Below are 25,660 nucleotides of genomic sequence, written 5' to 3' on the forward strand. Positions count from 1 at the left end.
CATCGTTGCCTATCGGTCGGCGGCCGCGCCGTCAATTTGGCAGCGCGGATTCGAACAACTGCTGCAGCGCGATCCAGTGCCGTTCGGCGGCCTCTTCGTCGTAGGGCGCGTTGTCGGGGACGGCGAAGCCGTGCCCGGCGGGGTAGAACTCGACGGTGTGGGCCACCGCCGCAGCGGTCAGCGCCTTGTCGAGGGTCTCGGCCTGGTCCGCCGTGAAGCCGTGGTCGTTCTCGGCGCCGGCGACGTACACCGTGGCTTGCATGCGGTCGGCGAGCAGGTGCGGGCTGGTGGGTTCGTCGGTGACCAGGCCGCTGGCGTGGAAGGATCCTGCTGCGGCGACCCGATCGGGCACCCGGCCAGCCACGATCACCGACGTTCGCCCACCCATGCAGTACCCGCAAACACCGAACGCGTCGCCCTTGACCTCCGGCCGGCCGGCCAGGAAGTCGAAGAACGCGGTCGCGTCGGCGGCCATCATGTCCGGGGTGATGCTCTGGATCATGCCGAACAGGCGCTTGCGCTCGCGCGCGTCGGTGAACGCGGTCCTCATGTCGAAGGGCTGCCAGTCGCCGTGGCGGTAGTAGACGTCGGGCAGCAGCACCGCGTGCCCGAAGCCGGCCAACCGGGCGGCCATCTCCTGGAATGTGTCGCGCACGCCGCCGGCGTCGACGTACATCACCACACCGGTCCAGGGGCCGGTGCCGTTCGGGGTGTGCAGGGTGACAGGACAGGCGCCGTCGGGGGTGGCGACGGTGGCGGAGATGCTCGGCATGGCTTCCGTTCTACTCGCAGGCACTGGAAGTAAGCTGACCGGCGTGCCGATCGCCACGCCTTACGAGGATCTGCTGCGGCTGGTGTTGGAGCGGGGAACGCCCAAGTCCGACCGCACGGGCACCGGTACCCGCAGCGTGTTCGGCCACCAGATGCGCTACGACCTGACGGCCGGCTTCCCGCTGATCACCACCAAGAAGGTGCACACCAAGTCGATCGTCTACGAGCTGCTGTGGTTCCTTCGAGGCGACTCGAACGTACGCTGGCTGCAGGAGAACGGCGTCACAATCTGGGACGAATGGGCCTCTGAGACAGGCGATCTCGGTCCGGTGTACGGGGTGCAGTGGCGGTCGTGGCCGACCCCGTCGGGTGAGCACATCGACCAGATCAGCGCGGCACTGGAATTGCTCAAGTCCGATCCGGACTCGCGGCGCAACATCGTCTCGGCGTGGAACGTGGGGGAGATCCCGCAGATGGCGCTGCCGCCGTGCCACGCGTTCTTCCAGTTCTACGTCGCCGACGGCAGGCTGTCGTGCCAGCTGTACCAGCGCAGCGCCGATCTGTTCCTCGGGGTGCCGTTCAACATCGCCAGCTACGCGTTGCTCACGCACATGATGGCGGCGCAGGCCGGGCTGGGGGTCGGTGAGTTCATCTGGACCGGCGGCGACTGCCACATCTACGACAACCATGTCGAGCAGGTGCGGTTGCAGCTCGGTCGGGATCCCCGGCCGTATCCGGAACTCGTCCTAGCGCATCGCGATTCGATCTTCGACTACGTCTACGACGATGTCGCGATCCTCAACTACGACCCGCACCCGGGGATCAAGGCCCCGGTGGCCGTGTGAACGTAGGGCTGATTTGGGCCCAGTCGACCTCCGGGGTCATCGGCCGTGACGGCGGGATTCCGTGGCGACTGCCCGAGGACCAGGCGCGGTTCAAGGAGCTGACCATGGGCCAAGCGGTGGTGATGGGCAGGCTGACGTGGGAGTCGCTGCCGGCGAAGGTGCGGCCGCTGCCGGGGCGCCGCAACATCGTGCTGACGCATCGCCCCGATTACGTGGCCGACGGCGCCGAGGTGGTGGCCTCGTTGGAGGACGCGGTGACCGACGACCCGACGTGGGTGATCGGGGGTGCGCAGATCTACCTGGCGGCGTTGCCATTGGCGACGCGGTGTGAGGTCACCGAGGTCGAGATCGACCTGAAGCGCGAGGACGCCGACGTGGTCGCGCCCGCGCTCGACGAATCGTGGACCGGTACGACAGGGGACTGGCTGACCAGTGCCTCCGGGCTGCGCTACCGGTTCCACAGCTACCGGCGAGCGGACGCCGCGGAATAACCCGCCCCAGCCCGCCGTTAAGACGACCGGTCATATAAATCGCGGCGGCTCTGCCGGGACGGGAGCGGGATCATGAGACTTCTCGACGAAGTGATGGGCGCATACGGTGGCGCGGATCGCTGGCGGCATGTCGACACCATCAAGATCCACCAGACCGTCGGTGGCGCGTTATGGCCGCTCAAAGGCGTCGACGGCGTGCTCAACGACTCGACCGTGGAGATCAGTGTGCAGGAGCAGCGAGCCTGGCATCGGCCGCTTCCCGAAGCCGGGCTGCGGTCGTCCTTCACCCCCGACCGTGTCGCGATCGAAACCGACGAGGAAAACCCCCGGATCATGGACACCCTGACGTCGCCGCGGGAGTCCTTCGCCGACCACGGCCTGGACACGCCGTGGTCGATGCTGCAACTGGCGTATTTCGCCGGCTATGCGATGTGGACGTATCTGTCCGAGCCGTACTCATTGACGCGTCCCGGCGTGCACACCGAAGAACTCGGCAAGTGGGACGAGGACGGTCAGACCTGGCGTCGGCTGGGTGTCCACTACCCGGCGAACATCGCCACCCACAGCGCCGAACAGGTGCTCTATGTCGACTCCGACGGTCTGCTGCGGCGCCGCGATTACACGGTCGACATCAGCGGCGGTTCACCGGCCGCGCATTACATGGACGAGCATCGCGAATTCGGCGGCATCGTCCTGCCCGTCAAGCGCATCGTCTACGGGCGCGACGAGCACGACCGGCCCGCGCGTGACATGGTCATTGTCACCATCGACATCGACGAGGTGGCGGTGAGCTGACATGCCCAGGCCGAGCTTGCGAGACGCGCTGCTGGATGCCGGGTTCGACGAACTGAGTGCGGGCGGGTATGCGGCCACCGGCGTGGCGACGATCGCGGCGGCGGCCGGCGCGCCCAAGGGATCCTTTTACAACCACTTCCGCAGCAAGGAAGCACTCGCCCTCGAGGTGCTCTCCCGATACGGGCAGGGGCGTCGTCTCGAGCTGCTCACCGAGCCCGGAGTCGCTGCCCTGCAACGCATTCGGAATCACCTGGCCCATCTGAAGGCGGATCTGGCCGCACACGACTACCGCAGGGGCTGCATGTTCGGCAATTTCGCCGCCGAGGCCCCGTCCGGAGCGCCGGCGCTCACCGCTGCGGTGGCGGCCGCGATGAACAGCTGGCACTCGGCGCTGAGTGAAGCCATTCGCGACGGTCAGCAAGCGGGCGAAATCTCCCGCGATGTCGAAGCGGAGGGGACGGCGGAGTTGATCGTCGACAGCTGGGAGGGCGCAGCGCTGCGCGCCAAACTCACGGGCGACGGTGCACCGGTCGACAAGGTGGTGCACCTGATCTTCCAACGGATCCTGCCGCCGGCTGACTTGTCGGTGTAGTGGTGCACCATGGCGCCGTGCCCACGTTGACCGCCGTCCAGGCGCGCCGGGTCGCCGTCGCGGCGCAGGGACTGGGGGAGCCTAAGCCGCGTGGCCCGGTCACCCGTGCGCACCTGCGGCGGTTGATTTCGCGGATTCAGGTGCTGCAGCTGGACTCGGTGTCGGTGGCGGTGCGCGCCCACTACGCGCCGGTGTTCAGTCGGCTCGGCCCGTATGACCGCGACGTGCTCGACCGCGCGGCGTGGAGTCATTCCCCTCGATCCCCGCGGCTGCTGGTCGAGTACTGGGCTCATGAGGCCGCGCTGATGGCCGTCGAGGACTGGCCGCTGCTGCGCTGGCGGATGCGCGAGTACACCCACGGCCGCTGGGGCAAGGAGATCGTCAAGAAGAACGCCAAGCTGGCCGACGACGTCGTCGCCGCGGTGACGGAGTTGGGGCCCTCGACTTCTGGGCAGATCGAGGCGCACCTCGGCGCCGAGCAGCGCGGCCGCAAGGGGCCGTGGTGGGACCGCAGCGACACCAAGTGGGTGACCGAGGCGCTGTTCGCATCGGGCGTGCTGACGACGGCGACGCGGGTCGGTTTCGCACGGCACTACGACCTCGCGGAGCGGGTGCTGCCGCCCGACGTGCTGGCCCGCGAGGTCGACGACGAGGACGCCGTTCGCGAACTGACCCTGCGTGCGGCAGGTGCGCTTGGTGTGGCCACCGAGCCCGACATCCGGGACTACTTCCGGCTGTCCGCGCAGCAGGTGAAGCCCGCGGTCGCCAAGCTGGTCGCCGACGGTGAACTGGAGCCGGTCGAGGTCGACGGATGGACGGCACCGGCCTACCTGCGGGCCGGGCGGATCGTGCCGCGCCGCGACCGCGGGACGGCGTTGTTGTGTCCGTTCGACCCGCTGATCTTCTTCCGGCCGCGCGTCGAGAGGTTGTTCGGTTTCCACTACCGCATCGAGATCTACACGCCGGCGACCAAGCGCCGGTACGGGTACTACGTCTGGCCGTTCCTGCTCGACGGCGAGTTGGTCGGCCGGGTGGACCTCAAGGCCGATCGGGCGGCGGGCGTGCTGAATGTCGTCGGTGCCTTCACTGAGCCCGGCAGGGAGTCCACACGGGTGGCGGGGGCGTTGGCGAACGAGCTGCGGACGATGGCGTCCTGGCTCGGCTTGCCTGACGTGGCGGTCGGCGACAAGGGCGATCTGGTCGAACGGCTGGCCGGGGCGCTCGGCTGAGGCTCAGGCGCAGTCGGCGCAGATCATCCTGTCGCCGGACTGCAGAGCCAGCCGGCTGTGGTGCTGCACCAGGAAGCAGCTCGAGCAGGTGAACTCGTCGGCCTGCTTCGGTATCACCCGCACGGTCAGTTCCTCGCCCGACAGATCGGCGTCGGGCAGGTCGATCGAATCGACCGCATCACCGTCGTCGACGTCGAGCACCGCCACGTCGACTTCGCGTCGCCGGGCGGCGAGGGCGTCCAGCGACTCGTCGGCGACCTCGTCGGTGTCCTTGACGCGGGGCGCGTCGTAATCGGTGGCCATTGATCACCCTCCTCGAAGATCAGCGCTTGAGTAACGCCGGTGGAGAACCGCTTTGTTCCCGGTGCGAAACATCGTCAAACCCGGTCCTCGGCGGGGCGACTGCGTGCTTTCATCCGCCGTGGTCGGCGCGTCGGGAATGAATTCGCCCGTTCGGCTCGCGTTAGGGTGAGCCGTGGCCGAGACCACGCCTCTGCGCGTCCAGCTGATCGCCAAGACCGAGTTCGTGGCGCCGCCGGACGTGCCGTGGAGCACCGACGCCGAGGGCGGCCCCGCGCTCGTCGAGTTCGCCGGTCGCGCGTGTTATCAGAGCTGGTCCAAGCCGAATCCGCGCACCGCGACCAACGCCGCCTATGTCCGGCACATCATCGATGTCGGCCACTTCTCCGTGCTCGAGCACGCATCGGTGTCCTTCTACATCACCGGGATCTCGCGTTCGTGCACCCACGAGCTGATCCGGCACCGCCACTTCTCCTATTCGCAGTTGTCGCAGCGCTACGTCCCCGAGCACGACGCTCAGGTGGTCGTGCCGCCGGGCATCGAGGGCGACCCGGAGCTGACCGAAATCTTCGCCGCGGCCGCCGACGCCAGCCGCGCCGCCTACTCCGAACTGCTCGAACGTCTCGAGGCCAAGTTCATGGGCGATGAGCCGGGGAAGGGATCAGCGGTGCTGCGGCGCAAGCAGGCGCGCCAAGCCGCCCGCGCGGTGCTGCCCAATGCCACCGAGACGCGCATCGTCGTCACCGGCAACTACCGCGCGTGGCGGCACTTCATCGCGATGCGCGCCAGCGAGCACGCCGACGTGGAGATACGACGGCTGGCGATCACCTGCCTGCGCCAGCTCATCGACGTCGCACCGCAGGCGTTCTCCGACTTCGAGATCTCGGCGCTGTCGGACGGCACCGAGGTGGCGACCAGCCCGCTGGCCACGGAAGCCTGATTGACCGGCATGACCGACCGGCCGGATCACCGAACCGGGAGGTCTAGCGGGTAACCTTAGGCCCCGTGAGCACCAGCGGATTCGACGCCACCGCCCGGTTGGGCACCGTCCTGACCGCGATGGTGACTCCGTTCAAGCCCGACGGCTCGCTGGACACCGACACCGCGGCGCGGCTGGCCACCCGACTGGTCGACGCGGGCTGCGACGGCCTGGTGCTCTCCGGCACCACCGGCGAATCACCGACCACCACGGACGACGAGAAGCGCGAACTGCTGCGCGTCGTGCTCGAGGCCGTCGGCGACCGGGCGCGCATCGTCGCCGGCGCGGGCACCTACGACACCGCGCACAGCGTGCACCTGGCCAAGGCGTGCGCCGCCGAGGGCGCGCACGGGCTGCTGGTCGTGACGCCGTACTACTCGCGGCCCCCGCAGGCCGGTCTTCTCGCGCACTTCACCGCGGTTGCCGACGCGACGGATCTGCCCGTCGTGCTCTACGACATCCCGCCCCGCTCGGTGGTGCCGATCGAGTGGGACACCATCCGCACGCTGGCCCAGCACCCCAACATCGTCGCGATCAAGGACGCCAAGGGTGACCTGCACGGCGGCGGGCAGATCATCGCCGAGACCGGGTTGGCGTACTACTCGGGCGACGACGCGCTCAACCTGCCGTGGCTGGCGATGGGCGCGGTGGGCTTCGTCAGCGTCTGGGGGCACCTGGCAGCGAGCCAGCTGCGAGACATGTTGTCGGCGTTCAATTCCGGCGACGTCGCGACGGCGCGCAAGATCAACGTCACCCTCGGCCCGCTGAGCAATGCCCAGTCGCGGCTCGGCGGCGTGACCTTGGCCAAGGCGGGGTTGCGGCTGCAGGGCTTCGAGGTCGGAGATCCGAGGCTGCCGCAGGTGCCGGCCACTTCCGACCAACTCGACGCGCTGGCGGCCGACATGCGAGCCGCCACGGTGCTGCGGTAGTGAACGAAGAACTGAACCCACCGGAGCCGCTGGCTCACGGAGGGCTGCGGGTCACGGCGCTCGGTGGCATCAACGAAATCGGTCGCAACATGACCGTTTTCGAGCATCTGGGCCGACTGCTCATCGTCGACTGCGGGGTGTTGTTCCCCACGCACGACGAGCCCGGTGTCGACCTGATCCTGCCCGACCTGCGCCTCATCGAGGACCGCCTCGACGATGTGGAGGCCTTGTTGTTGACGCATGCGCACGAGGATCACATCGGCGCGATCCCATTCCTGCTGAAGCTGCGCCCCGACATCCCCGTGGTCGGCTCCAAGTTCACGCTGGCGTTGGTTGCCGAGAAGTGTCGCGAACACCGCATCAAGCCGAAGTTCGAGGAGGTCGACGAGGGGCAGAGTTCGACTCACGGTGTGTTCGAATGTGAGTACTTCGCGGTCAACCACTCGATACCCGGCTGCCTGGCCATCGCGATCCACACCGGTGCGGGCACGGTGCTGCACACCGGTGACATCAAGCTCGACCAGTCGCCGCCCGATGGCAAACCGACTGACCTGCCGGGCATGTCACGACTCGGCGATGCCGGGGTGGATCTGTTCCTCTGCGATTCAACGAATTCCGAGATCCCCGGCGTTGGACCGTCGGAGAGTGAGATCGGGCCGAACATGCACCGCCTGATCCGCAGCGCACAGGGACGGGTCATCGTGGCCTGTTTTGCCTCCAATGTCGGTCGCGTGCAACAGATCGTCGATGCTTCGGTGGCCCTGGGCCGGAAGGTGGCGTTCGTCGGCCGGTCGATGGTGCGCAATATGGGGATCGCCAAGGAGCTCGGCTACCTCACGCTGGCCGACGACGACGACATCATCGACATCGGCGCCGCGGAGATGATGGCGCCCGAGCGCGTCGTGCTTGTCACCACGGGGACCCAGGGCGAGCCGATGGCCGCACTGTCGCGGATGTCGCGCGGTGAGCATCGCAGCATCACGCTGACGCCGGGCGACCTCATCATCATGTCGTCGTCGCAGATTCCGGGTAACGAAGAGGCGATCTTCGGCGTGCTCGACGCACTGGCCAAGATCGGCGCGCGCGTCGTGACGAATGCGCAGGTCCGCGTCCATGTTTCCGGGCACGCCTACGCCGGTGAGCTGCTCTTCCTCTACAACGGAGTGCGACCGCGCAACGTGATGCCGGTGCACGGAACCTGGCGGATGCTGCGGGCCAACGCGAGTCTGGCCGCTCGCACGGGAGTGCCGGAAGAAAACATCGTGCTGGCGGAGAACGGTGTCAGTGTCGACCTGGTGGCGGGCCGGGCGTCGATCTCCGGCGCCGTGCCGACGGGCAAGATGTTCGTCGACGGGTTGGTCACCGGGGACGTCGGGGATGCCGTGGTCGGCGAACGGCTCACGCTCTCCTCGGGTTTCATCGGTATCACCGTTGTCGTCCAACGCGACACCGGCAAGCTGGCGGCTCCGCCGCACCTGCACTCGCGCGGCTTCTCCGAGGATCCGAAGGCGCTGGAACCGGGGGCTCGCAAGGTCGAGGAGGCGCTCGAAAGCCTTGCCGCGGAACGTGTCACCGACGTCACGCGCATCGCGCAGGCGGCGCGGCGAGCGATAGGCAAGTGGATCGGCGAGGCCTATCGCCGCCAGCCGATGATCGTGCCGACGGTCATCGAAATCTGAGCCGTTCGTCAGCCGACTGGGGCCGGCGTGAACGTCTGGATCACGCCCGGGTTGCGGACGACCGGCGGCGGCTCGGGCTCGAGCGTCTGGGTGGCCACGCTGCCAGGGGGGGCCATCGGTCCCTGAGCGGCGTTCGCGGGCGGAGCTGCGCAGGACCCGGCTCCCGAGGCCGGTGGTGCACCGGGGGAAGGACTCCAGACGCCGCCCGTCTTCTCACAACATTCGCGCTGAGCGTCGCCGACCGGCCCGTTCAGTTCACCGTTCAACCAGGCATCCTCGACCGCTTTCATGCATCGGTCATATGCGCCGATATCCCACTCCTGATTGGGGGCGGCGCACGCGATCGCGGGATCGACGGTTGCGCTGCCCGCCATGCCGCCCGCCAATGCGATGACGAGTGCCGCAAAAATTTTCAGACCTGACACGCGTCGTCTCCTTCCCTCATCGGAGGGCCTTGAACGCCGATCCCCGCACCGGACGGAAGGTCCCGACCGTTGGATGGCGATGATTATCCACCCGATGACCCGCACGCATCAACGGATTCGCGGCTGTTCCGGCAGGGACGATCAGAGGAAAATTGACATGGCAAGCACCGCGTGCCGAGTGTGTCCAGGCGTCCTGGCACGCCGCGGCCTTGAGCATCCTCCGTCGGGCCGACCAGCCGCACGAGCAAGCCGCATAGGAGTTGCCGATCCGGACCCGGTACACGATGACGACTCGATGCTCAGCGTCTGAAGCCTGTTCGGCTACGGCTTCGTCGTCGAGGTTCATGATCAGATGCTGCGCTGTGCGGCCTGCGGGGAAAACGGGTTGCATACCCGTGCCGCGCCGACCCGATTAGGGGCTGCGGCAGCAGGTGACGCTACGGGGTTAGGGGCTGGGACTTCTCCGCGTAGGCAGTCCATTCCAGGTCCGAGGCGCGCAGGCCGCGCCCCGTCGGCTCGATGTAGTTGCGCAGGTAACGATCCGGTCCCGCCTGCTCGACGAGCCGCCAACCGTACTCGGCAACCAACGGTGCGACGTCGTCCGGTTGCAGCCCGAACTTCCACACCTGCTGCCGTTGCCTGAAGCGCCGGTACAGCGTTGGGGCGTCGTACATGTTCACCCCGTCGATGAAGTCACGCCGGACATAGGTGAACACGAGCCGGCTTCCGGGCGCGACTGCCTGCAGCGCATCCAGCGTGGCGCAGACGGCGTCCCCGGACAGGTATTGCGTCACGCCCTCCCAGACGACGAATGTGCGAGCGTCCGTGCGGTACCCGTGCCCGGCCAGCGTGGCGATCAGGTCGTCGCGCTCGAAATCGAGCGGCACCAGCCGGACCGAGGCGGGCACCGCGCCGATCGCCCGCTGCACGGCGGCTCGCTTGCGGGCGATGTTCACCGGCAGGTCGACCTCGAAGACGGGCAGATCCGACCGGCGTGCGAACCGGTATGCCCTGCTGTCCATTCCGGCGCCGAGGACGACCACCGCGTCGACGGCGGGTGCCGCCGCGTCGAGACTGTCGTCGATGAACCGCTTGCGGCAGGCCAGGTTCGCCCACAGGCCGGGTCCTGCGCGCTCACTGGCGCCGATCATCAGGCGCCGCAGCGGCCCGAATCGTGTGGCGCTGACCAGGGCGCGCAGGCCGGAAGGCAGCAAGGCCGACGCCAGATCGTCGTGCACCAAGCGGTGCGACGGCGATTCATTCTGCTCCACCGCGGCCAACACCATCGGACCGAAAGCCGTTGATGCGGCCGGGTTCTCGCGGGTCATCGCCGTCAGCGCTTGTTGACCGATCCGGCGTCCACCGGCAGCGCTACCCCGGTGACGTAGCGCGCGTCGTCCGAGACCAGCCACGCCACCGCGTTCGCGATGTCCTCCGGTTGCAGCACCTGCACCGGTAGCGCGTTGCCCATGTCCTGCGGCGTCTTGTCGGCGATGCTGCCGAGCCACGCCCGGGTGGCGTCGTTGTTGATCATCGGGGTGTCCACGCCGGCTGGGTGCACGGAGTTGACCCGGATGCTGTGCGGCGCCAACAGGTTCGCGTAGAGCCGCATCAGCCCGACGATGCCGTGCTTGGCCGCGACGTACCCGATGGCACCAGGATCGTCGCTCCCCATCCCGACGAGGCCCACGACCGAACTCGTCAGCACGATGGACCCGCCGTGGCCCCGCGCGATCATCGTCGGGGTGGACACCTCGACGGTGTGGTGCACGCCCGTGAGGTTGACGTCGATGACGTCGCGCCAGCCGTCGGCGCCCGACTGCATCGGTGCGATACCGGCGTTGGCGACCACGATGTCGAGGCGGCCGAACTCGTCGAGACCCGCCTGCAGCGCCGTCGCGAGCTCCTCCTGATCGCGAACGTCCGCCTGGCGTGCGACGATTCGCGCACCGGTGTCCTCGACGAGTTTTACGGTGGCGGCGAGGTCGTCGGCGCTCGCCAGGGGATAGGGCACCGACGCGATCTGCTCGCAGATGTCGACGGCGATGATGTCCGCGCCGTCGGCGGCCAGCCTGACCGCCTCCGCCCGGCCCTGACCGCGGGCGGCGCCGGTGATGAAGGCGACTTTCCCTGCGAGCCCGCCCATCAGGACCGCAACGCGCCCTTGGCCGGATCACCCGCGACGACCGGCTGCAGCATCTTGATGTCCGGTGCGCCGTCGAGGTGCTCGCCGACAGCGCCGAACAGCGTTGCGATGGCGGGCGCGGTGCTGTGCGTCTGCAGCGCCTGCTCGTCGGCCCATTGCTCGACGAACACGAAGGTGCCGTTGGCCTCGTGCAGCGCGTACAGCTCGCAACCCGGTTCCTGGTGCACCGCCTCGATAGCCTGCTTGCACGCGTCGCGAACGGTCTCGACGGACTCGGGCTTGGCGGTCATGGTGGCGACGACGACGACGGGCATGGACGACTCCTCGGTGAGCGTGACTGAACAGATGACACCGTACTGTCTCGTCCATCCGCGTCACCGTCTCACGTCCGTACCGCGTGCTGGTCACGATGCCGCAACGACACCAACCTGTGACCCGTGTGGCAGATGGTGATTCTGGGGCTGAAGCGACTAGGCTTGCATTCATGCCAAGTAAGACCGCCGCCCGCGCCGGCGCCCGTTCGAGCAGGTCAAAGGCCGGATCGCGGGCGGGCGCCAAGCCGGCGCCCCGTCGTAAACCGGCCCCACGCCGCACTTCCTCGCCGATCTCGTCGGCCGGGGCGTCCGTGGGTCGGGGCGTCCGGGCGGGCTGGCTGATGCTGGCCAAGGGGGCCGGATCGACCGCGCGGTCGGTCGGGCGGGCCCGCGACCTGGAGCCGGGTCACCGCCGCGACGGGATCGCGCTGGCGCTGTTCGGTCTGGCGGTCGTGATCGCCGCGAGTGCCTGGTTCGGCGCGGCCCGACCCGTCGGTGGGTGGATCGACACCGTGCTGCGGGTGCTCATCGGTTCGGCGGTGGTGCTGTTGCCGATCGCCCTCGCGGCGGTCGCCGTCACGCTGATGCGCACCGAACCCGACCCGGAAGCCCGGCCCCGGTTGATCCTCGGGTCGGCGATGATCGCGCTGCCTGCGCTCGGCCTGTGGCACCTGTGGGCCGGCTCGCCGCTGGATCCCACCGCGCGCCAGCATGCCGCCGGTTTCATCGGTTTCGCGATCGGTGGCCCGCTGTCGGACGGTTTGACGGCATGGATCGCCGCGCCGTTGTTGTTCATCGGCGTGCTGTTCGGCGTGCTGCTGGTGACCGGAACGACGATCCGGGAGGTGCCGTCGACGGTGATGGCCTTGTTCTCGGCGCGGGGATATCGCAACGAGGACTACGACGAGGATTACGACGACGAGGACACCGTCGTCATCGATGCCGAGGACTTCTCCGACGGCTATTACGACGCCCTGTCGGGTGACGAGCAGCAGGCGTGGCCGTCTGCCGGGTCCCCCACGACGTTCAACGGCGCCACCCCGATGGAGAACTACCCGATCGAGGACGAGTCGCCGACGATTCCCGAGCCGACCGCCAAGACGCGCAAGAAGAAACCGGCCAAGCAGCAGACGATGTCGCTGGACCGGGTCGTCGACGGACCCTACGCCCTGCCGTCGCTGGACCTGCTGATCGCGGGGGATCCGCCCAAGCGGCGCAGCGCGGGCAACGACCGGATGATTGAGGCGATCACCGAGGTACTCGAGCAGTTCAAGGTGAACGCCTCCGTCACCGGCTGCACCCGGGGCCCGACCGTCACCCGCTACGAGGTCGAGTTGGGCCCCGGCGTCAAGGTCGAGAAAATTACGGCGCTGCAACGCAATATCGCCTACGCGGTCGCCACCGAGAGTGTGCGGATGCTGGCGCCGATCCCCGGCAAGTCCGCCGTGGGCATCGAAGTGCCCAACGTCGACCGCGAAATGGTGCGCCTTGCCGACGTGCTCACCGACCCGTCCACCCGCGGCGACCACCACCCGTTGGTGATCGGCCTGGGCAAGGACATTGAGGGCGAGTACATCTCGGCCAACCTCGCCAAGATGCCGCATCTGCTGGTGGCGGGCTCGACCGGGTCCGGCAAGTCGAGCTTCGTCAACTCGATGCTGGTGTCGCTGCTGGTGCGCGCGACGCCCGAGGAGGTCAGGATGATCCTGATCGACCCGAAGATGGTGGAACTGACGCCCTACGAAGGCATTCCGCACCTGATCACCCCGATCATCACCCAGCCCAAGAAGGCAGCCGCCGCGCTCGCGTGGCTGGTCGAGGAGATGGAGCAGCGTTACCAGGACATGCAGGCCTCCCGGGTGCGCCACATCGACGACTTCAACAAGAAGGTGCGCTCCGGGGAGATCACCGCGCCGCTGGGCAGCCAGCGCGAGTACAAGCCCTACCCGTACGTCATCGCGATCGTCGACGAGTTGGCCGACCTGATGATGACCGCGCCGCGGGACGTGGAGGACGCCATCGTGCGCATCACTCAGAAAGCGCGCGCGGCGGGCATCCATCTGGTGCTGGCCACGCAGCGGCCGTCGGTCGACGTCGTCACCGGCCTGATCAAGACCAACGTCCCGTCGCGGTTGGCGTTCGCCACGTCGTCGCTGACCGACAGCCGCGTCATTCTCGACCAGCAGGGCGCGGAGAAGCTGATCGGCATGGGCGACGGCCTGTTCCTGCCGATGGGCGCGAACAAGCCGATCCGCCTCCAGGGCGCCTTCATCACCGACGAGGAGATCCACGCCGTCGTCGAGTCGACCAAGGCGCAGGCCGAACCGGAGTACACCGAGGGCGTCACCACCGCCAAGACCACCGGCGAGCGCACCGACGTCGACCCCGACATCGGCGACGACATGGACGTCTTCCTGCAGGCGGTCGAGCTCGTGGTCTCCAGCCAGTTCGGCTCGACCTCGATGCTGCAGCGCAAGCTGCGGGTCGGCTTCGCCAAGGCGGGGCGGTTGATGGACCTGATGGAGACCCGCAACATCGTCGGCCCGAGCGAAGGTTCCAAGGCGCGCGAGGTGCTGGTCAAGCCCGACGAGCTGGCGGGCACGCTCACGCTGATTCGCGGCGGCGACGACGAGGAGTGACTCGGGCGTGATTTCGTGCGGTCAGCGCACGAAATCACTCACAAATCGCTATAGCGTCAACAGCATTCGCGTGTTGCCTAGGATATTGGGCTTGACGTAGGACAGGTCCAGGAACTCCGCGACGCCGGTGTCGTAGGAGCGGCACATCTCCTCGTAGACCTCCGCGGTGACGGGCGTGCCGTCGATTTCGGCAAAGCCGTGCCTGCTGAAGAACTCGACTTCGAAGGTGAGCACGAAGATTCGCTGCAGGTGCAGTTCGCGTGCCACGTCGAGGAGCCGCTCGACGATCGCGTGGCCGACGCCCTGTCCGCGGGCCTTCGGGTGCACCGCGACCGTGCGGACCTCGCCGAGGTCCGCCCACAGCACGTGCAGGGCGCCGCAGCCGATCACCTCGCCGTCGCTCTCGGCGACCCAGAACTCCTGAACCGCCTCGTAGAGGTTGACCAGGTTTTTCTCCAGCAGGATCTTGCCGGCGTAGATATCGACCAGGGCTTTGATCGCGGCCACGTCCGAGGTTCGCGCCCGCCGCACGACGAGCTGCGGAGACTCCGCACTCACACGTGGAGACTATCCGTTCACCGCAACCGATATTCTGTTGCGGTGTCGGGCCAACCCCATACCGATCCACTGGTTCCGCGCGCCCGTGTAGCGAACATCGCAAATGTGCTCACCGGCGTGCGAATGGTGTTGGTTCCGGTATTCCTTCTCGTGCTCTTCGTCGGTGATGGTCATGAAACGTTCTGGCGGGTAATCGCATTCGTCGTGTTCGCGGTGGCCGTCATCACCGACCGCTTCGACGGCGCATTGGCGCGCAGCTACGGGATGGTCACCGAGTTCGGCACGCTGGCCGACCCGATAGCCGACAAGGCCCTCATCGGCGCCGCGCTGATCGGGTTGTCCGTGCTGGGCGACCTGCCCTGGTGGGTGACCGTCGTCATTTTGGTGCGCGAGATCGGGATCACGGTGCTGCGCTTCGTCGTGCTGCGGCACGGGGTGATTCCCGCCAGTCGCGGCGGCAAACTCAAGACCCTGGTGCAGGCGGTGGCGATCGGGCTGTTCGTGCTGCCGCTGTCGGGCGCGTGGCTCTCGGGCGCCTGGGTCGTCATGTGGGCCGCGGTCCTGCTGACCGTGGTCACCGGCGTGGACTACGTGGTCTCGGCGGTCAGGGACTCGCGCGCACGGCCCGCGGGTCGCTGAGGGGACGGACCGGCACCGCGAGCGCTGGTCAGCGTGATTTGTGCCCATTCGGGAACCAACCCGCGGGCGTACAGCGTTGCACTGATACCGAGTCCATTGACGCTCACTGAATCCTGGGAGGGAGAGCACGATGACGGCATTGCTGCGCGAGGTGGTCGGCGACGTGCTGCGCCGTGCCCGCACCGACCAGGGCCGCACCCTGCGCGAGGTGTCCGACGCCGCCCGGGTCAGCCTGGGTTATCTCTCGGAAGTGGAGCGCGGACGCAAGGAAGCCTCCAGCGAACTGCTCAGCGCGATCTGCGGCGCCCTGGACATCCCGCTGTCGCGGGTGCTGTCCGACGCCGGCCAGGAGATGGAGCGCGAAGAGCGCGCGGCGTTCGCGACGGCCGGCGCCGCCAACATCGACGTCGCCACCAAGGTCGTCATTCCCCAGGTCGTGTCGATGGCGGTGGCCTGACCCGGTGCCGTCGGACGACGACAAGCGGCGAGGGACGAGCCGCGATGGGGAGTCCGACCATGGACGGTGTGGTGATGGTGCCGACCCGATAGATTGGGCAGCACGGTGAGCCGGATGCCGGCGAGGCCGACACAACCTAGAGACACGAAGGCGGAGTGATTCATGGCCAATCCGTTCGTCAAGGCGTGGCGCTATCTGATGGCGCTGTTCAGCTCGAAGGTCGATGAGTACGCCGACCCGAAGGTGCAGATCCAGCAGGCCATCGAGGAGGCGCAGCGCCAGCACCAGGCGTTGACGCAGCAGGCCGCCCAGGTCATCGGCAACCAGCGCCAGCTCGAGATGCGGCTCAACCGCCAACTCGCCGACATCGAGAAGCTGCAGGTCAACGTCCGGCAGGCGCTGACCCTGGCCGACCAGGCCACCGGGGCCGGTGACGCCGCCAAGGCCACCGAGTACAACAACGCCGCCGAGGCGTTCGCCGCGCAACTCGTGACCGCCGAGCAGAGCGTCGAGGACCTCAAGGGTTTGCACGATCAGGCGCTGCAGGCGGCGGGCCAGGCCAAGAAGGCCGTCGAACAGAACGCGATGATGCTGCAGCAGAAGATCGCGGAGCGCACCAAGCTGCTGTCCCAGCTCGAGCAGGCCAAGATGCAGGAGCAGGTCAGTGCCTCGCTGCAGTCGATGAGCGAGTTGGCGGCGCCGGGCACCACGCCGAGTCTCGACGAGGTGCGCCAGAAGATCGAACGCCGCTACGCCAACGCGATGGGCTCGGCCGAGCTCGCTCAGAATTCGGTGCAGGGCCGGATGCTCGAGGTCCAGCAGGCCAGCGTGCAGATGGCCGGGCACTCGCGGCTGGAGCAGATCCGCGCGTCGATGCGTGGCGAGCAACTGCCGGCCGGTGGCGCCGCCACGCCGGCCAGCCCTCCCGCAACCCCGGCGGCCAACCCGCAGGCGACACCGGAAAACCCGCTGTCGCAGTAACTCGACCCCGACACCAGGGAGGATCGGCGTGAGTTCGCACTCGAGTCGGCCAGAGGCGTGGCGCTCGTTGTTGCAGCGCGGTATGCAAAACGGCATTGACACCGCCGCCGAATGGTCCGACCTGATGGCCGCGAAGCTCAACGCTGCCGCCGACCCGCGGGCCAAGCTATTGCGCAAGCGACGCTGGGCGCTGCGGCTGACGGTGTTCTTCACCGTGTCGTGTGTGTTCTGGGTCGGGGTGACCGCTCTGCTGGCGGCGTGGAGCACGCCGTGGTGGGCACTGTTCATCCCCACGCCGATCGCGGTCGGGGCGGCGTTCCTGGCCACCCTGACCTTCCTGCGCTACCGGTGGCTCAAGGGTGAACCGCTGCCACCACAGCGGTCCCGCTTCGCCCGTCGGCTGCCACCGTGGGGGTCGGCCGCCCGCCAGCCGATGGCGGCGCTGGCCGCCTCGGAGCGAGGGCTGCACTCGCTGCTCGGTGTCATGGAGCGCGGCCGGATGCTGCCCGCCGACGAACTCCGCGAGCTGACCGCGGCGGCCAACCACACCTCCGCAACCATGGCCGCGACGGCCAACGAGGTGATGTCGATGGAACGGGCGGCCCGCTCCGCACCGCAGTCGCGCGCACACCTGATCCCGACCATTCAGGCGTTCACCGCGCAGCTCGATCACGGCGCCCGGCAGTACAACGAGATGGTCAGCGCCGCCGCCCAACTGGTGTCGGCGGTGAACGCCGGGCCGATGTCGAGTTCACCGATGTGGCAGCAGCGTTACCGCGACGAGTTGTCCACCGCCACCGACCGTCTCATCGGGTGGGCGCAGGCGTTCGACGAACTCGGTCGCGCTCGCGGCGCCTAGTCGGACGACGATCAAGCGGCGAGGCACGAGCCGCGTCGTGGGGGTTACCTCCCACGCGAAGCGTAGGGGAGAGTCCGACGCAACAGGCCTAGCCGCGCTACATCGTGGGGCGCAGCGACGGCACCAGCGTCGCCACGATGCCCCGCAGGAGCGCCTTGGTGAAGTCCAGGAAGTCGAAGTAATCGCGCCACAACGTGATTCGGCCGGCATGCACCTCGAAGACGCCGCACACCCAGAACTGCATGCGGACCGGTCCGATGACCAATGCGTCGGTGCGCTCGGTAAGCACCGTGTTGCCCTCCCCGGCGATGCGGTGGATCTTCACCTCGAAACCAAAGCGGCCCTCGCCGCGGCGCATCATCTTGATGATGCGCTCGCGACCGTGGATGGTGGGTAACCCGACGTTCTGCCAGGCGACGTTGTCGGCGAGCAGGTTGTCGGCGGTCTCGAAATCCTCGTCCTGCAGCGCGTAGAGGAAGTTCTCCACCGCACGGACGTTGTCCAGATCGGTGCGCGTACCGGAAGCCTGGTCGGTCATGGCCCTCAGCGTAGTGGCCGACGGCTGTGGCAGGGTAGCCCAATGCGCGTCGCCGTGATTGCCGGCCCAGATCCGGGACACGCCTTCCCGGCCATCGCGCTGTGTCTGCGGTTTCTCGCCAACGGGGACTCGCCGACGTTGCTGACCGGCGTGCAATGGCTGGACACGGCGAGCGCGGCGGGCGTCGCGGCCGTCGAACTGCTCGGGCTGGACCCCACCGGATCGGACGACGACGCCGACGCCGGCGCCAAAATCCACCAGCGCGGCGCGCGGATGGCGGTGCTCAACGCGCCGCAGCTGCAGGAATTGGCGCCGGACCTGGTGATCTCCGACGTCATCACCACCGCGGGCGGGCTGTGCGCCGAACTGTTGGGGCTGCCGTGGGTCGAACTCAACCCTCATCCGTTGTACCGGCCGTCGAAGGGCCTGCCACCGATCGGTAGCGGCCTTGCGCCAGGCGTCGGGGTGCGCGGCCGCATCCGCGACGCGGTGCTGCGGGCGCTGTCGGCGCGGTCGTGGCGGCAGGGCGTTGCGCAGCGGGCGGCCGTCCGGACCGGAATCGGCCTGCCGGCACACGATCCGGGCCCGCGCAGGCGCCTGATCGCCACACTGCCGGCGCTGGAGGTGCCGCGTCCGGACTGGCCGGCCGAAGCCGCGGTGGTGGGGCCACTGCACTTCGAACCGACCACCGCGACGCTGGACATCCCGCCCGGCGCCGGGCCGGTGGTGGTCGTCGCGCCGTCCACCGCAACGACGGGCGCGGGCGGCCTTGCCGAGATCGCCCTGGAGACGCTGATCCCGGGAAAGGCCCTGCCGCCGGGGTCGCGGATCGTGGTGTCGCGACTCGGCGGTGCGCACGTACCGGTGCCGCCGTGGGCCGTCGTCGGGCTGGGCAGGCAGGACGAACTGCTGTCGGCGGCCGATGTGGTGATCTGCGGCGGCGGACACGGCATGGTGTCCAAGACTCTGCTCGCGGGGGTGCCGATGGTGGTGGTGCCCGGCGGTGGCGACCAATGGGAGATCGCCAATCGCGTTGTCCGGCAAGGCAGTGCGCAATTGGTGCGTCCGCTGAGCGCCGACGCCCTGGCCCAGGCGGTACGCGGGGTGCTGGCCGGACCCGGCTACCGGGAGGCGGCCCGGCGCGCCGCGGCCTCGGCGGCTGAGGTCACCGATCCGGTACGGGTGTGCCAGGAAGCGCTGACGTAGGTTGGTGGCGTGCGGTTGACCGAATTCCATGAACTCGTCGATGGCCAATTCGGCCCGGTTCGTGGCGCGTCGCTGCTCGTCGACCATGTGCTGACCGGCCTCGGTGGCCGCACCGCCGCGCAGGCCATCGAGGACGGCGTCGACCCACGGGACGTCTGGCGGGCGCTGTGCGCCGACTTCGACGTCCCGCGTGATCAGTGGTGAGCCCTCAGCGCTCCTGTTCGCCGCGCCCGGCGGTGGTCGGCGCGGTCGCGCCGCTGCCCTCCGTCGTCTGCTCCGCGGACGTCTTACGGCCCTCGTACGGCGGAACCTCGGGCTCGACCTCGTGCGGCGCCTCCTTCGTGAATCCCGTTTCGAAGTCGGCTTTCTCGTCGCTGCCGTACTGCGGCACCGACTCGTCGCCCTGGTAGGCGCCAGATGGTCGATCGGCGGGCCCGCCCGACGGCTCGTCGGATCCGGTTCCTCGCGATCCCTTTTCTTCCGGATTGGTCATGGCAACTCCTCATAGCCCGTCGCAGAGGTCGCGACGGCGCTGACTGTCGGATACCCCCGGCGCCGCCGGGCCATGCGGCGCGAACTAGGCGCGTCGGGCGCGGTTCACCAGATCGAGCGTCGTTCCGGTGGCCAGTTCCAGGGCGGCGACCTCGTCGTCGGTGAGGGCGCCGCAGAGCCAGTCCCAGTGGGCCGTCACCGCCTGGCCGGGCGTCGGCCTGGCCGCCGACATCGTCCCGCTCTGGTTCCACCTCACGTGTTCGGCGACGGGGTCACCGAGGCGCAGTTCGGACCCGGCCAGGATCAACGGACGCGACATGATCGTGGCGTGGTCGTCGTGCACGGCGTCGACCGTTCCCCAGCGGATCCGGCAGCTCTGCATCACCCGCAGCGGGGTGGCCGGGTCGCGGTCGAGGAAGCGGATCCACGGGTAAACGACGAACACGTGAAAGCTGTGGTGCGCGAGCACCCGGTCGGGGCCGCTCAGGTCGGCCAGCAGGCCGGTCACCTGACCGCTGAACGCCTCCCGCAGGCGGGCGAGCAGTTGCGCACCGTCGACCTTGTCCAACAGGCGCCCGCCGATCCAGTAGTTGCGCACGACGTCGGTGTCGAGCGGATCACCGACGCCGGCACCGTCCGCGATCGCCAGCAGGTACGGCCACGCACCGTCGAATTCGCTTGCGTGCGCGGCGAGTTGGTCGACGGCCGTGTCGGCCGGCCCGCAGTACCCGAGTTCGTTCGGCGGGTAGGCGTAGCTGGCGAACAGCCCGTCACCGGTCATTCAGCAGATCCGCGGCAGTTGTTCGCCGATCGGCAGGTCCACGACACGGGTGCCGCCCAGCGCGGTCTTGGCGACCACGATGCCGGGATGCTCGGCCGCGCAGACGCCGATCACCGCGGCACGGGCGCCCAGCGGGTGGGCCCGCATCGCGGCGAGGACCCGCTGCGCGTCCGCGGCGGGCACGAACGCCACGAGCTTGCCCTCGTTGGCCACGTAGAGCGGGTCAAGGCCGAGCATGCTGCACGCGTCGCGGACCTCCGCCGGGATCGGCAGCGCGCGCTCGTCGAGTTGCACGCCCACCCCGGCCGCCTTGGCGATCTCGTTGAGTGTGGCGGCCAGCCCACCGCGCGTCGGGTCGCGCAGCGCGTGGATGTCGGCGCCGCTGTCGACCATCGCCGCCACCAGGCCGTGCAGGGGAGCGGTGTCGCTGGCCACGGCCGTCGCGAACTCCAGCCCCTCGCGACAGCTCATCACCGCCACCCCGTGCACGCCGAGGTCGCCGCTGACGATGACCGCGTCGCCGGGTGCCGCGCGCCCAGGCCGGATGTCGGTGCGGTCGTCGACCAACCCGATTCCTGCGGTGTTGATGTAGATGCCGTCGCCGTGTCCGGAGTCGACGACCTTGGTGTCGCCGGTGACGAGCTTGACTCCGGCCGCCATGGCCGCGGTGCCGACGGCCTGCGCGACGCGCGCCAACTCCTCGAGCGGAGTGCCCTCTTCGAGGATGAACGCCGTCGACAGCACCGCCGGGGTCGCGCCGGCCATTGCCAGGTCGTTCACCGTCCCGTTGACCGCCAGGTCGCCGATCGTGCCGCCGGGGAACATCATCGGTTTGACGACGAACGAGTCGGTCGAGAAGGCCAGTCGGGCGCCGCCGATGTCGACGATCGCCGAATCGCCCATGGCGGCGTCGGCGGCCGGCCCGAACGCGGGCAGGAACAGGTGCTCGATGAGCTCACCCGACATCGCCCCGCCGCCGCCGTGGCCCATCACGATGTTGGGCGCGTCGCGCAGCGGCGCCGGGCAGACCCACGACTCCATATCGATGGTCGCCTTCGGCTCCGTGTCAGGCACTGGTCACCTCGAGCCGACGGTAGAGGTAGTACGCCGCGCACGCGCCCTCCGACGAAACCATCGTCGCGCCAAGCGGATTGCGGGGTGTGCAGACGGTCCCGAACGCCGCGCACTCGTGCGGCTTGATCAGGCCCTGCAGCACCTCGCCCGACCGGCACAGCGTGGACTCCTCGGTACGGATGTCGCTGACGGCGAACCGGTGTTCGGCGTCGTACTCGCGGTAGGCGTGCGACAGCCGCCACCCACTGCTGGGAATCATGCCGATCCCGCGCCAGGCCCGGTCGGTCACCTCGAACACGTCGGTCAGCATCGCCTTGGCGGCCGGATTGCCCGCGTCCTGCACCGCCCGCGGATAGGCGTTCTCCAACTCGTGGCGGCCGGCTTCGAGTTGGATGACGGTGCGCCGGATGCCTTCGAGGATGTCCAGCGGTTCGAATCCGGTGACGACGATCGGGATGCCGTACTTGTCGCACAGCGGCGGGTACTCGTCGGTGCCCATCACGGTGCACACGTGGCCCGCGGCCAGGAAAGCCTGAACCCGGCAGGTCGGCGACTCCATGATCGCTGCGATCGCCGGCGGCACCAGGACGTGGGAGACCAGTAGCGAGAAATTCTCGACACCAAGCCGTTTCGCCTGATAGACGGTCATCGCGTTGGCCGGTGCGGTGGTCTCGAACCCGATGCCGAAGAACACCACCTGCTTGTCGGGGTTCGCGCGCGCGATCGTCAGCGCGTCCAGCGGGGAGTAGACCACGCGCACGTCACCGCCTTCGCTCTTGACCCTGAAGAGGTCCTTCTCGCTGCCCGGCACGCGCAGCATGTCGCCGAACGAACAGAAGATCACCTCCGGGCGGGACGCGATCTCGAGCGCCTTGTCGATGACCTCGAGCGGGGTGACGCAGACCGGGCAGCCCGGCCCGTGGATCATCTCGATCGTGTCCGGCAGCAGCTGGTCGATGCCGTGGCGGATGATCGAATGGGTCTGGCCGCCACAGACTTCCATGATCGACCAGCGTCGGCTGGTGGCGGACCTGATCTGCTCGATGAGCCGCAGCGCCAACTCGGGGTTGCTGAACTCGTCCAGGTACTTCATGACGTCACCTCGGAACTTCCATTGGTGTTCGGATTGGTGGTCCCGGCCTGCCGGGCGGCCACCTCGAAGCCGTCGGCGAACTCCTCGGAGAGCACGCCGAGGTGCTCGAACTCCGCGAGCGTGCGCATCGCGGACTCCTCGTCGAGCCGTTGGATCGCGAAGCCGACGTGCACGACGACGTACTGGCCCACCTCGGCGTCGGGAATGTACTGCAGGCACACGTCCTTCTTGACCCCGCCGAAGTCGACGACCGACATCAGGGTGCCGTCGCGCTCCTCGATAGTGATGATCCTCCCCGGTACCGCCAGGCACATCGGCGTTCTCCCTTCTAAGCGGTGTTCCCAAGTATGAGCTGACCGAGCGCGATCCCGCCGTCGTTCGGCGGCACCTGGCGGTGCGTGATCACGTCGAATCCGTTGTCGGTCAGTGCCGTGCGGGCGAGTCGCAGCAGCAGGGCGTTCTGGAACACCCCACCGGACAGGGCGATTCGGTATCCGCGGCACGTGGATGCCAGCTCGAGGATCAGCGCCGCGACGGCACGGTGGAACCGGGCACCGACGACGCCCGGTGCGACCCCGGCGCGGACGTCGTCGACGACGCTCGCCAGTACCGCCGCCGGGTCGATCAGCGCCGGTGACTGTCCGTGGTCCACGGTGAACCGGTAACCGTCCAGGCCGTCGCAGCGCCGCGACAATCCCTCGAGCTCGATCGCCGCCTGCGCCTCGTAGGCGACGACCTGCCGCACGCCGACGAGCGCCGACACGGCGTCGAAGAGCCGGCCCATGCTCGAGGTCGGCGCGCACGCCAGACCGGTCTCGAGTTGATGGCGCAGCACCTTTTGCTCGTCGGCCGGGCAGGCCCGCACCGGCGGCAGGTCCGGCTCCCACGGCAGCCCCGCCGACCACAGGTGGGCCAGCGCCATCCGGTACGGCCGCAGCACGCTGACGTCTCCGCCGGGCAGCGGGACGTACTTCAGTTGGGCCAAGCGTCGGTAGCCCTTGTAATCGGCCAGCAGCACCTCACCGCCCCACACGGCCCCGTCGGGACCGTAACCCGTTCCGTCGAAGGCGAATCCGAGCACCTGCTCGGTGCCGTTCATTCCGTGTTCGGCCATCACGGCAGCGATGTGGGCGTGGTGGTGCTGCACTGTGCGGACCGGCCGGCCTGCGGCATTGCGGTGCGCCCAGGCCGTCGAGCGATAGAGCGGGTGCGCGTCGGCGACGAGGAGTTGCGGATCCACACCGGTCAGGCGCTGCAGGTGCTGTTGCGCGGAGTCGAAGGCGGACAGCGTGGCGAGGTCGTCCATGTCACCGATGTGCTGGCTCAGCCACGCGTACTTCCCGTCGGCGACGGCCATGGTGTTCTTCAGGTCGCCGCCCACCGCGAGGGTCGGGGCGACCGCTACCGGCAGGGCGATCGGCAGTGGCGCGTACCCGCGGGAGCGCCGAACCGGCATGTCCGCACGCATCACCGAGTCGTCACACGGCACCAAAATGGCCCGGTCGTGCAGGAGCCACCCGTCGGCCAGATGCGAAAGCCGCTCCAGCGCATCGTCATCGGTGTAGCAGATCGGCTCGCCGCCGAGATTGCCCGAGGTCATCACCAGCACCTGCGGACCGGGTTCATCGCCGTCCAGGCCGAACAGCAGCGTGTGCAGCGGCGCATAGGGGAGCATGACGCCCAGGTCGGGGTTGTGCGGGGCAACCGAGTCCGCGACCGCGGCGGACGAGCGCCTCGGCAGCAGGGCGATCGGTCGTGCGGGTCCCGACAACATCGCGGCCGACACCGGGTCCACCTCGGCGATGGCCTGCGCGGTGGCCAGATCGGCGGCCATGACGGCGAACGGCTTGGCGCCGCGGCGCTTCCGCGAACGCAGCGTCGCGACGGCGTTGTCGTCGGCCGCGTCGCAGGCGAGGTGGTACCCGCCGACACCCTTTACGGCCAGTACGCCGCCGTCGCGCAGCAGTCGCCGCGCCTCGCGCAACCCGGCCTCGCCGGCTACCCGACGTCCGTCGGTGGCCCGGTAGGTCAGGGCCGGCCCGCAGTGGGGACAGCAGACAGGCTGGGCGTGGAAGCGGCGGTCGCGGGGGTCGGCGTATTCGCGGGCGCAGTCGGCGCACATCGGGAATTCGGCCATCGTGGTCGAGGACCGGTCGTAGGGCAGGGAGGCGATGATCGTGAACCGCGGACCGCAGTTGGTGCAGTTGATGAACGCGTGCCGGAAGCGCCGGTTCCGCGGGTCGCGCTGCTCGGCGGCGCAGTCGGCGCACATGGCGACGTCGGGGGAGGCGAGGGTGCGGCCGCCGCCGGTGCGGGAGGTGTCGGCGATCGTGAAGCCCGTGCCGCCGACCAGCGGGATGGACTGTGTGTCGATGTCGTCGATCACGGCGAGCGGGGGGTGGTCGTCGCGCAGAAGCTGCAGGAAGCGGTCGATGTCGGCGACCGTACCCTCGACCTCCACGATGGCCCCGGAGCTGTCGTTGCGCACCGAACCGGACAGCCCGAGTTGTGCCGCCTGGGTGTAGACGAAGGGCCGGAAGCCGACGCCCTGTACCACCCCGCGCACGCAGGCCCGGATGCGCCGACGGTCGGTCATCGGGTGTCCTCGACGTTGTGGCCCCGGCCCATGAGCTCCAACCCCGCCAGTGCTGCGTCCGCGCCCGCCTTGTCGGTCTTCTCGATGACGAACCCCATGTGGATGATCACCCAGTCGCCCGGCGCGAAGTGCTCCTCGGGCAGCATGCCGACGTTGACCTTTCGGTGCTGTCCTGCGACGTCGACGAGCGCCAATTGGTCGCCATAGCCCTCGACCATGCCGACGACCTGTCCCGGAATTCCCAGACACATG

Annotated in this window: 31 protein-coding genes; 15 read left to right on the forward strand and 16 right to left on the reverse strand. The window is 68.7% G+C overall.

Translation table 11 applies throughout. The annotated features are described in order from the left end of the window. Positions 1-31 precede the first annotated feature (31 nt). Positions 32-772, reverse strand: a complete 741-nt coding sequence (locus tag ABGB19_RS04045; protein WP_347684237.1) for a dienelactone hydrolase family protein — start codon at positions 770-772, stop codon at positions 32-34. A 43-nt stretch (positions 773-815) separates the two neighbouring features. Between ABGB19_RS04045 and ABGB19_RS04050 the strand changes: the two genes are divergently transcribed. The 5 genes from ABGB19_RS04050 (at position 816) to ABGB19_RS04070 (ending at position 4,723) form a co-directional block, all read left to right on the forward strand. Next, positions 816-1,616: a thymidylate synthase gene (locus ABGB19_RS04050; protein ID WP_347684239.1), complete on the forward strand. Its 801-nt coding sequence runs from the start codon at positions 816-818 to the stop codon at positions 1,614-1,616. Then, positions 1,613-2,107: a dihydrofolate reductase gene (locus tag ABGB19_RS04055; RefSeq protein ID WP_347684241.1), complete on the forward strand. Its 495-nt coding sequence runs from the start codon at positions 1,613-1,615 to the stop codon at positions 2,105-2,107. The genes ABGB19_RS04050 and ABGB19_RS04055 overlap by 4 nt, the downstream gene beginning before the upstream one ends. Positions 2,108-2,179: 72 nt before the next feature. Then, positions 2,180-2,902 carry a hypothetical protein gene (locus ABGB19_RS04060; protein WP_347684243.1) on the forward strand — a complete coding sequence of 241 codons (723 nt, stop codon included), beginning with the start codon at positions 2,180-2,182 and terminating at the stop codon, positions 2,900-2,902. Between the two features lies 1 nt (position 2,903). Continuing rightward, positions 2,904-3,494, forward strand: a complete 591-nt coding sequence (locus ABGB19_RS04065; protein ID WP_347684245.1) for a TetR family transcriptional regulator C-terminal domain-containing protein — start codon at positions 2,904-2,906, stop codon at positions 3,492-3,494. 17 nt (positions 3,495-3,511) lie between these two features. Next, positions 3,512-4,723: a crosslink repair DNA glycosylase YcaQ family protein gene (locus ABGB19_RS04070; RefSeq protein ID WP_347684247.1), complete on the forward strand. Its 1,212-nt coding sequence runs from the start codon at positions 3,512-3,514 to the stop codon at positions 4,721-4,723. 3 nt (positions 4,724-4,726) lie between these two features. Here ABGB19_RS04070 and ABGB19_RS04075 read toward each other — a convergent pair whose 3' ends face one another. Continuing rightward, positions 4,727-5,026, reverse strand: coding sequence for a DUF4193 domain-containing protein (locus ABGB19_RS04075; protein WP_347684249.1), 300 nt, complete (start codon positions 5,024-5,026; stop codon positions 4,727-4,729). Positions 5,027-5,198: 172 nt separating this feature from the next. Here ABGB19_RS04075 and thyX point away from each other — a divergent pair, with 172 nt between their 5' ends. The 3 genes from thyX (at position 5,199) to ABGB19_RS04090 (ending at position 8,610) form a co-directional block, all read left to right on the forward strand. After that, positions 5,199-5,963: an FAD-dependent thymidylate synthase gene (gene thyX, locus ABGB19_RS04080; RefSeq protein WP_347684251.1), complete on the forward strand. Its 765-nt coding sequence runs from the start codon at positions 5,199-5,201 to the stop codon at positions 5,961-5,963. Between the two features lie 65 nt (positions 5,964-6,028). After that, on the forward strand, positions 6,029-6,931 hold the full coding sequence (dapA, locus tag ABGB19_RS04085; RefSeq protein WP_347684253.1) for a 4-hydroxy-tetrahydrodipicolinate synthase: 903 nt from the start codon (positions 6,029-6,031) through the stop codon (positions 6,929-6,931). Further along, complete coding sequence (locus ABGB19_RS04090; protein ID WP_347684255.1) at positions 6,931-8,610, forward strand: ribonuclease J; 1,680 nt, start codon at positions 6,931-6,933, stop codon at positions 8,608-8,610. The genes dapA and ABGB19_RS04090 overlap by 1 nt, the downstream gene beginning before the upstream one ends. 8 nt (positions 8,611-8,618) lie before the next feature. Here the strand turns inward: ABGB19_RS04090 and ABGB19_RS04095 are convergent, their stop codons facing one another. The 5 genes from ABGB19_RS04095 to ABGB19_RS04115 all read right to left on the reverse strand — a co-directional run bounded on the left by ABGB19_RS04095 (position 8,619) and on the right by ABGB19_RS04115 (position 11,495). Further along, the gene (locus ABGB19_RS04095; RefSeq protein WP_347684257.1) at positions 8,619-9,035 is read right to left on the reverse strand and encodes a hypothetical protein; all 417 of its coding nucleotides are present in this window, start codon (positions 9,033-9,035) and stop codon (positions 8,619-8,621) included. A 16-nt stretch (positions 9,036-9,051) separates the two neighbouring features. Beyond that, positions 9,052-9,381 (reverse strand): hypothetical protein, encoded by a 330-nt coding sequence (locus tag ABGB19_RS04100; RefSeq protein ID WP_347684259.1) that lies wholly within the window; start codon positions 9,379-9,381, stop codon positions 9,052-9,054. A gap of 91 nt (positions 9,382-9,472) precedes the next feature. After that, positions 9,473-10,363 (reverse strand): SAM-dependent methyltransferase, encoded by an 891-nt coding sequence (locus tag ABGB19_RS04105; protein WP_347684261.1) that lies wholly within the window; start codon positions 10,361-10,363, stop codon positions 9,473-9,475. Between the two features lie 5 nt (positions 10,364-10,368). Continuing rightward, positions 10,369-11,181 (reverse strand): mycofactocin-coupled SDR family oxidoreductase, encoded by an 813-nt coding sequence (locus tag ABGB19_RS04110; protein WP_347684264.1) that lies wholly within the window; start codon positions 11,179-11,181, stop codon positions 10,369-10,371. Beyond that, the gene (locus ABGB19_RS04115) at positions 11,181-11,495 is read right to left on the reverse strand and encodes a putative quinol monooxygenase (protein WP_347684268.1); all 315 of its coding nucleotides are present in this window, start codon (positions 11,493-11,495) and stop codon (positions 11,181-11,183) included. Before ABGB19_RS04115 ends, ABGB19_RS04110 begins: the two co-directional genes overlap by 1 nt. A gap of 95 nt (positions 11,496-11,590) precedes the next feature. Between ABGB19_RS04115 and ABGB19_RS04120 the strand changes: the two genes are divergently transcribed. After that, positions 11,591-14,134, forward strand: a complete 2,544-nt coding sequence (locus ABGB19_RS04120; protein WP_347684271.1) for a DNA translocase FtsK — start codon at positions 11,591-11,593, stop codon at positions 14,132-14,134. Positions 14,135-14,182: 48 nt separating this feature from the next. Here ABGB19_RS04120 and ABGB19_RS04125 read toward each other — a convergent pair whose 3' ends face one another. Next, positions 14,183-14,692 (reverse strand): amino-acid N-acetyltransferase, encoded by a 510-nt coding sequence (locus tag ABGB19_RS04125; protein ID WP_347684273.1) that lies wholly within the window; start codon positions 14,690-14,692, stop codon positions 14,183-14,185. A gap of 42 nt (positions 14,693-14,734) precedes the next feature. On the opposite strand from ABGB19_RS04125, the gene pgsA reads away from it, so the two are divergent. From pgsA to ABGB19_RS04145, 4 genes are all read left to right on the forward strand, one after another. Then, complete coding sequence (pgsA, locus tag ABGB19_RS04130; protein WP_347684275.1) at positions 14,735-15,331, forward strand: CDP-diacylglycerol--glycerol-3-phosphate 3-phosphatidyltransferase; 597 nt, start codon at positions 14,735-14,737, stop codon at positions 15,329-15,331. A 130-nt stretch (positions 15,332-15,461) separates the two neighbouring features. Continuing rightward, complete coding sequence (gene clgR / locus ABGB19_RS04135) at positions 15,462-15,788, forward strand: transcriptional regulator ClgR (RefSeq protein WP_347684277.1); 327 nt, start codon at positions 15,462-15,464, stop codon at positions 15,786-15,788. Between the two features lie 162 nt (positions 15,789-15,950). Next, the gene (pspA, locus tag ABGB19_RS04140; protein WP_347684279.1) at positions 15,951-16,769 is read left to right on the forward strand and encodes a phage shock protein PspA; all 819 of its coding nucleotides are present in this window, start codon (positions 15,951-15,953) and stop codon (positions 16,767-16,769) included. A 28-nt stretch (positions 16,770-16,797) separates the two neighbouring features. Next, positions 16,798-17,628: a hypothetical protein gene (locus ABGB19_RS04145; RefSeq protein ID WP_347684281.1), complete on the forward strand. Its 831-nt coding sequence runs from the start codon at positions 16,798-16,800 to the stop codon at positions 17,626-17,628. Between the two features lie 97 nt (positions 17,629-17,725). Here the strand turns inward: ABGB19_RS04145 and ABGB19_RS04150 are convergent, their stop codons facing one another. Further along, complete coding sequence (locus tag ABGB19_RS04150) at positions 17,726-18,166, reverse strand: limonene-1,2-epoxide hydrolase family protein (protein ID WP_347684283.1); 441 nt, start codon at positions 18,164-18,166, stop codon at positions 17,726-17,728. Between the two features lie 42 nt (positions 18,167-18,208). Here ABGB19_RS04150 and ABGB19_RS04155 point away from each other — a divergent pair, with 42 nt between their 5' ends. Together ABGB19_RS04155 and ABGB19_RS04160 are read left to right on the forward strand one after the other, a co-directional pair. After that, positions 18,209-19,372 carry a nucleotide disphospho-sugar-binding domain-containing protein gene (locus ABGB19_RS04155; RefSeq protein WP_347684285.1) on the forward strand — a complete coding sequence of 388 codons (1,164 nt, stop codon included), beginning with the start codon at positions 18,209-18,211 and terminating at the stop codon, positions 19,370-19,372. A gap of 9 nt (positions 19,373-19,381) precedes the next feature. Continuing rightward, the gene (locus ABGB19_RS04160; RefSeq protein ID WP_347684287.1) at positions 19,382-19,576 is read left to right on the forward strand and encodes a DUF3046 domain-containing protein; all 195 of its coding nucleotides are present in this window, start codon (positions 19,382-19,384) and stop codon (positions 19,574-19,576) included. 4 nt (positions 19,577-19,580) lie between these two features. On the opposite strand, the gene ABGB19_RS04165 is transcribed toward ABGB19_RS04160, so the two are convergent. From ABGB19_RS04165 to ABGB19_RS04195, 7 genes are all read right to left on the reverse strand, one after another. Continuing rightward, on the reverse strand, positions 19,581-19,865 hold the full coding sequence (locus tag ABGB19_RS04165; protein WP_347684289.1) for a hypothetical protein: 285 nt from the start codon (positions 19,863-19,865) through the stop codon (positions 19,581-19,583). A gap of 84 nt (positions 19,866-19,949) precedes the next feature. Continuing rightward, a complete protein-coding gene (locus ABGB19_RS04170; RefSeq protein ID WP_347684291.1) occupies positions 19,950-20,645 on the reverse strand; it encodes a DUF6390 family protein in 696 nt (231 codons plus the stop codon). Beyond that, entirely contained in the window at positions 20,646-21,686 is a 1,041-nt protein-coding gene (hypE, locus tag ABGB19_RS04175; protein WP_347684724.1) for a hydrogenase expression/formation protein HypE, read from the reverse strand. A gap of 25 nt (positions 21,687-21,711) precedes the next feature. Then, complete coding sequence (gene hypD, locus ABGB19_RS04180) at positions 21,712-22,812, reverse strand: hydrogenase formation protein HypD (protein ID WP_347684293.1); 1,101 nt, start codon at positions 22,810-22,812, stop codon at positions 21,712-21,714. After that, positions 22,809-23,126 (reverse strand): HypC/HybG/HupF family hydrogenase formation chaperone, encoded by a 318-nt coding sequence (locus ABGB19_RS04185; protein WP_347684295.1) that lies wholly within the window; start codon positions 23,124-23,126, stop codon positions 22,809-22,811. The genes hypD and ABGB19_RS04185 overlap by 4 nt, the downstream gene beginning before the upstream one ends. 14 nt (positions 23,127-23,140) lie before the next feature. Further along, the gene (gene hypF / locus ABGB19_RS04190; RefSeq protein WP_347684297.1) at positions 23,141-25,408 is read right to left on the reverse strand and encodes a carbamoyltransferase HypF; all 2,268 of its coding nucleotides are present in this window, start codon (positions 25,406-25,408) and stop codon (positions 23,141-23,143) included. Continuing rightward, positions 25,405-25,659 carry a HypC/HybG/HupF family hydrogenase formation chaperone gene (locus ABGB19_RS04195; protein WP_347684299.1) on the reverse strand — a complete coding sequence of 85 codons (255 nt, stop codon included), beginning with the start codon at positions 25,657-25,659 and terminating at the stop codon, positions 25,405-25,407. The genes hypF and ABGB19_RS04195 overlap by 4 nt, the downstream gene beginning before the upstream one ends. Between the last annotated feature and the right edge of the window lies 1 nt (position 25,660).

Origin of the sequence: Mycobacterium sp. B14F4 (assembly GCF_039871645.1) — a bacterium.
Lineage (GTDB): Bacteria > Actinomycetota > Actinomycetes > Mycobacteriales > Mycobacteriaceae > Mycobacterium.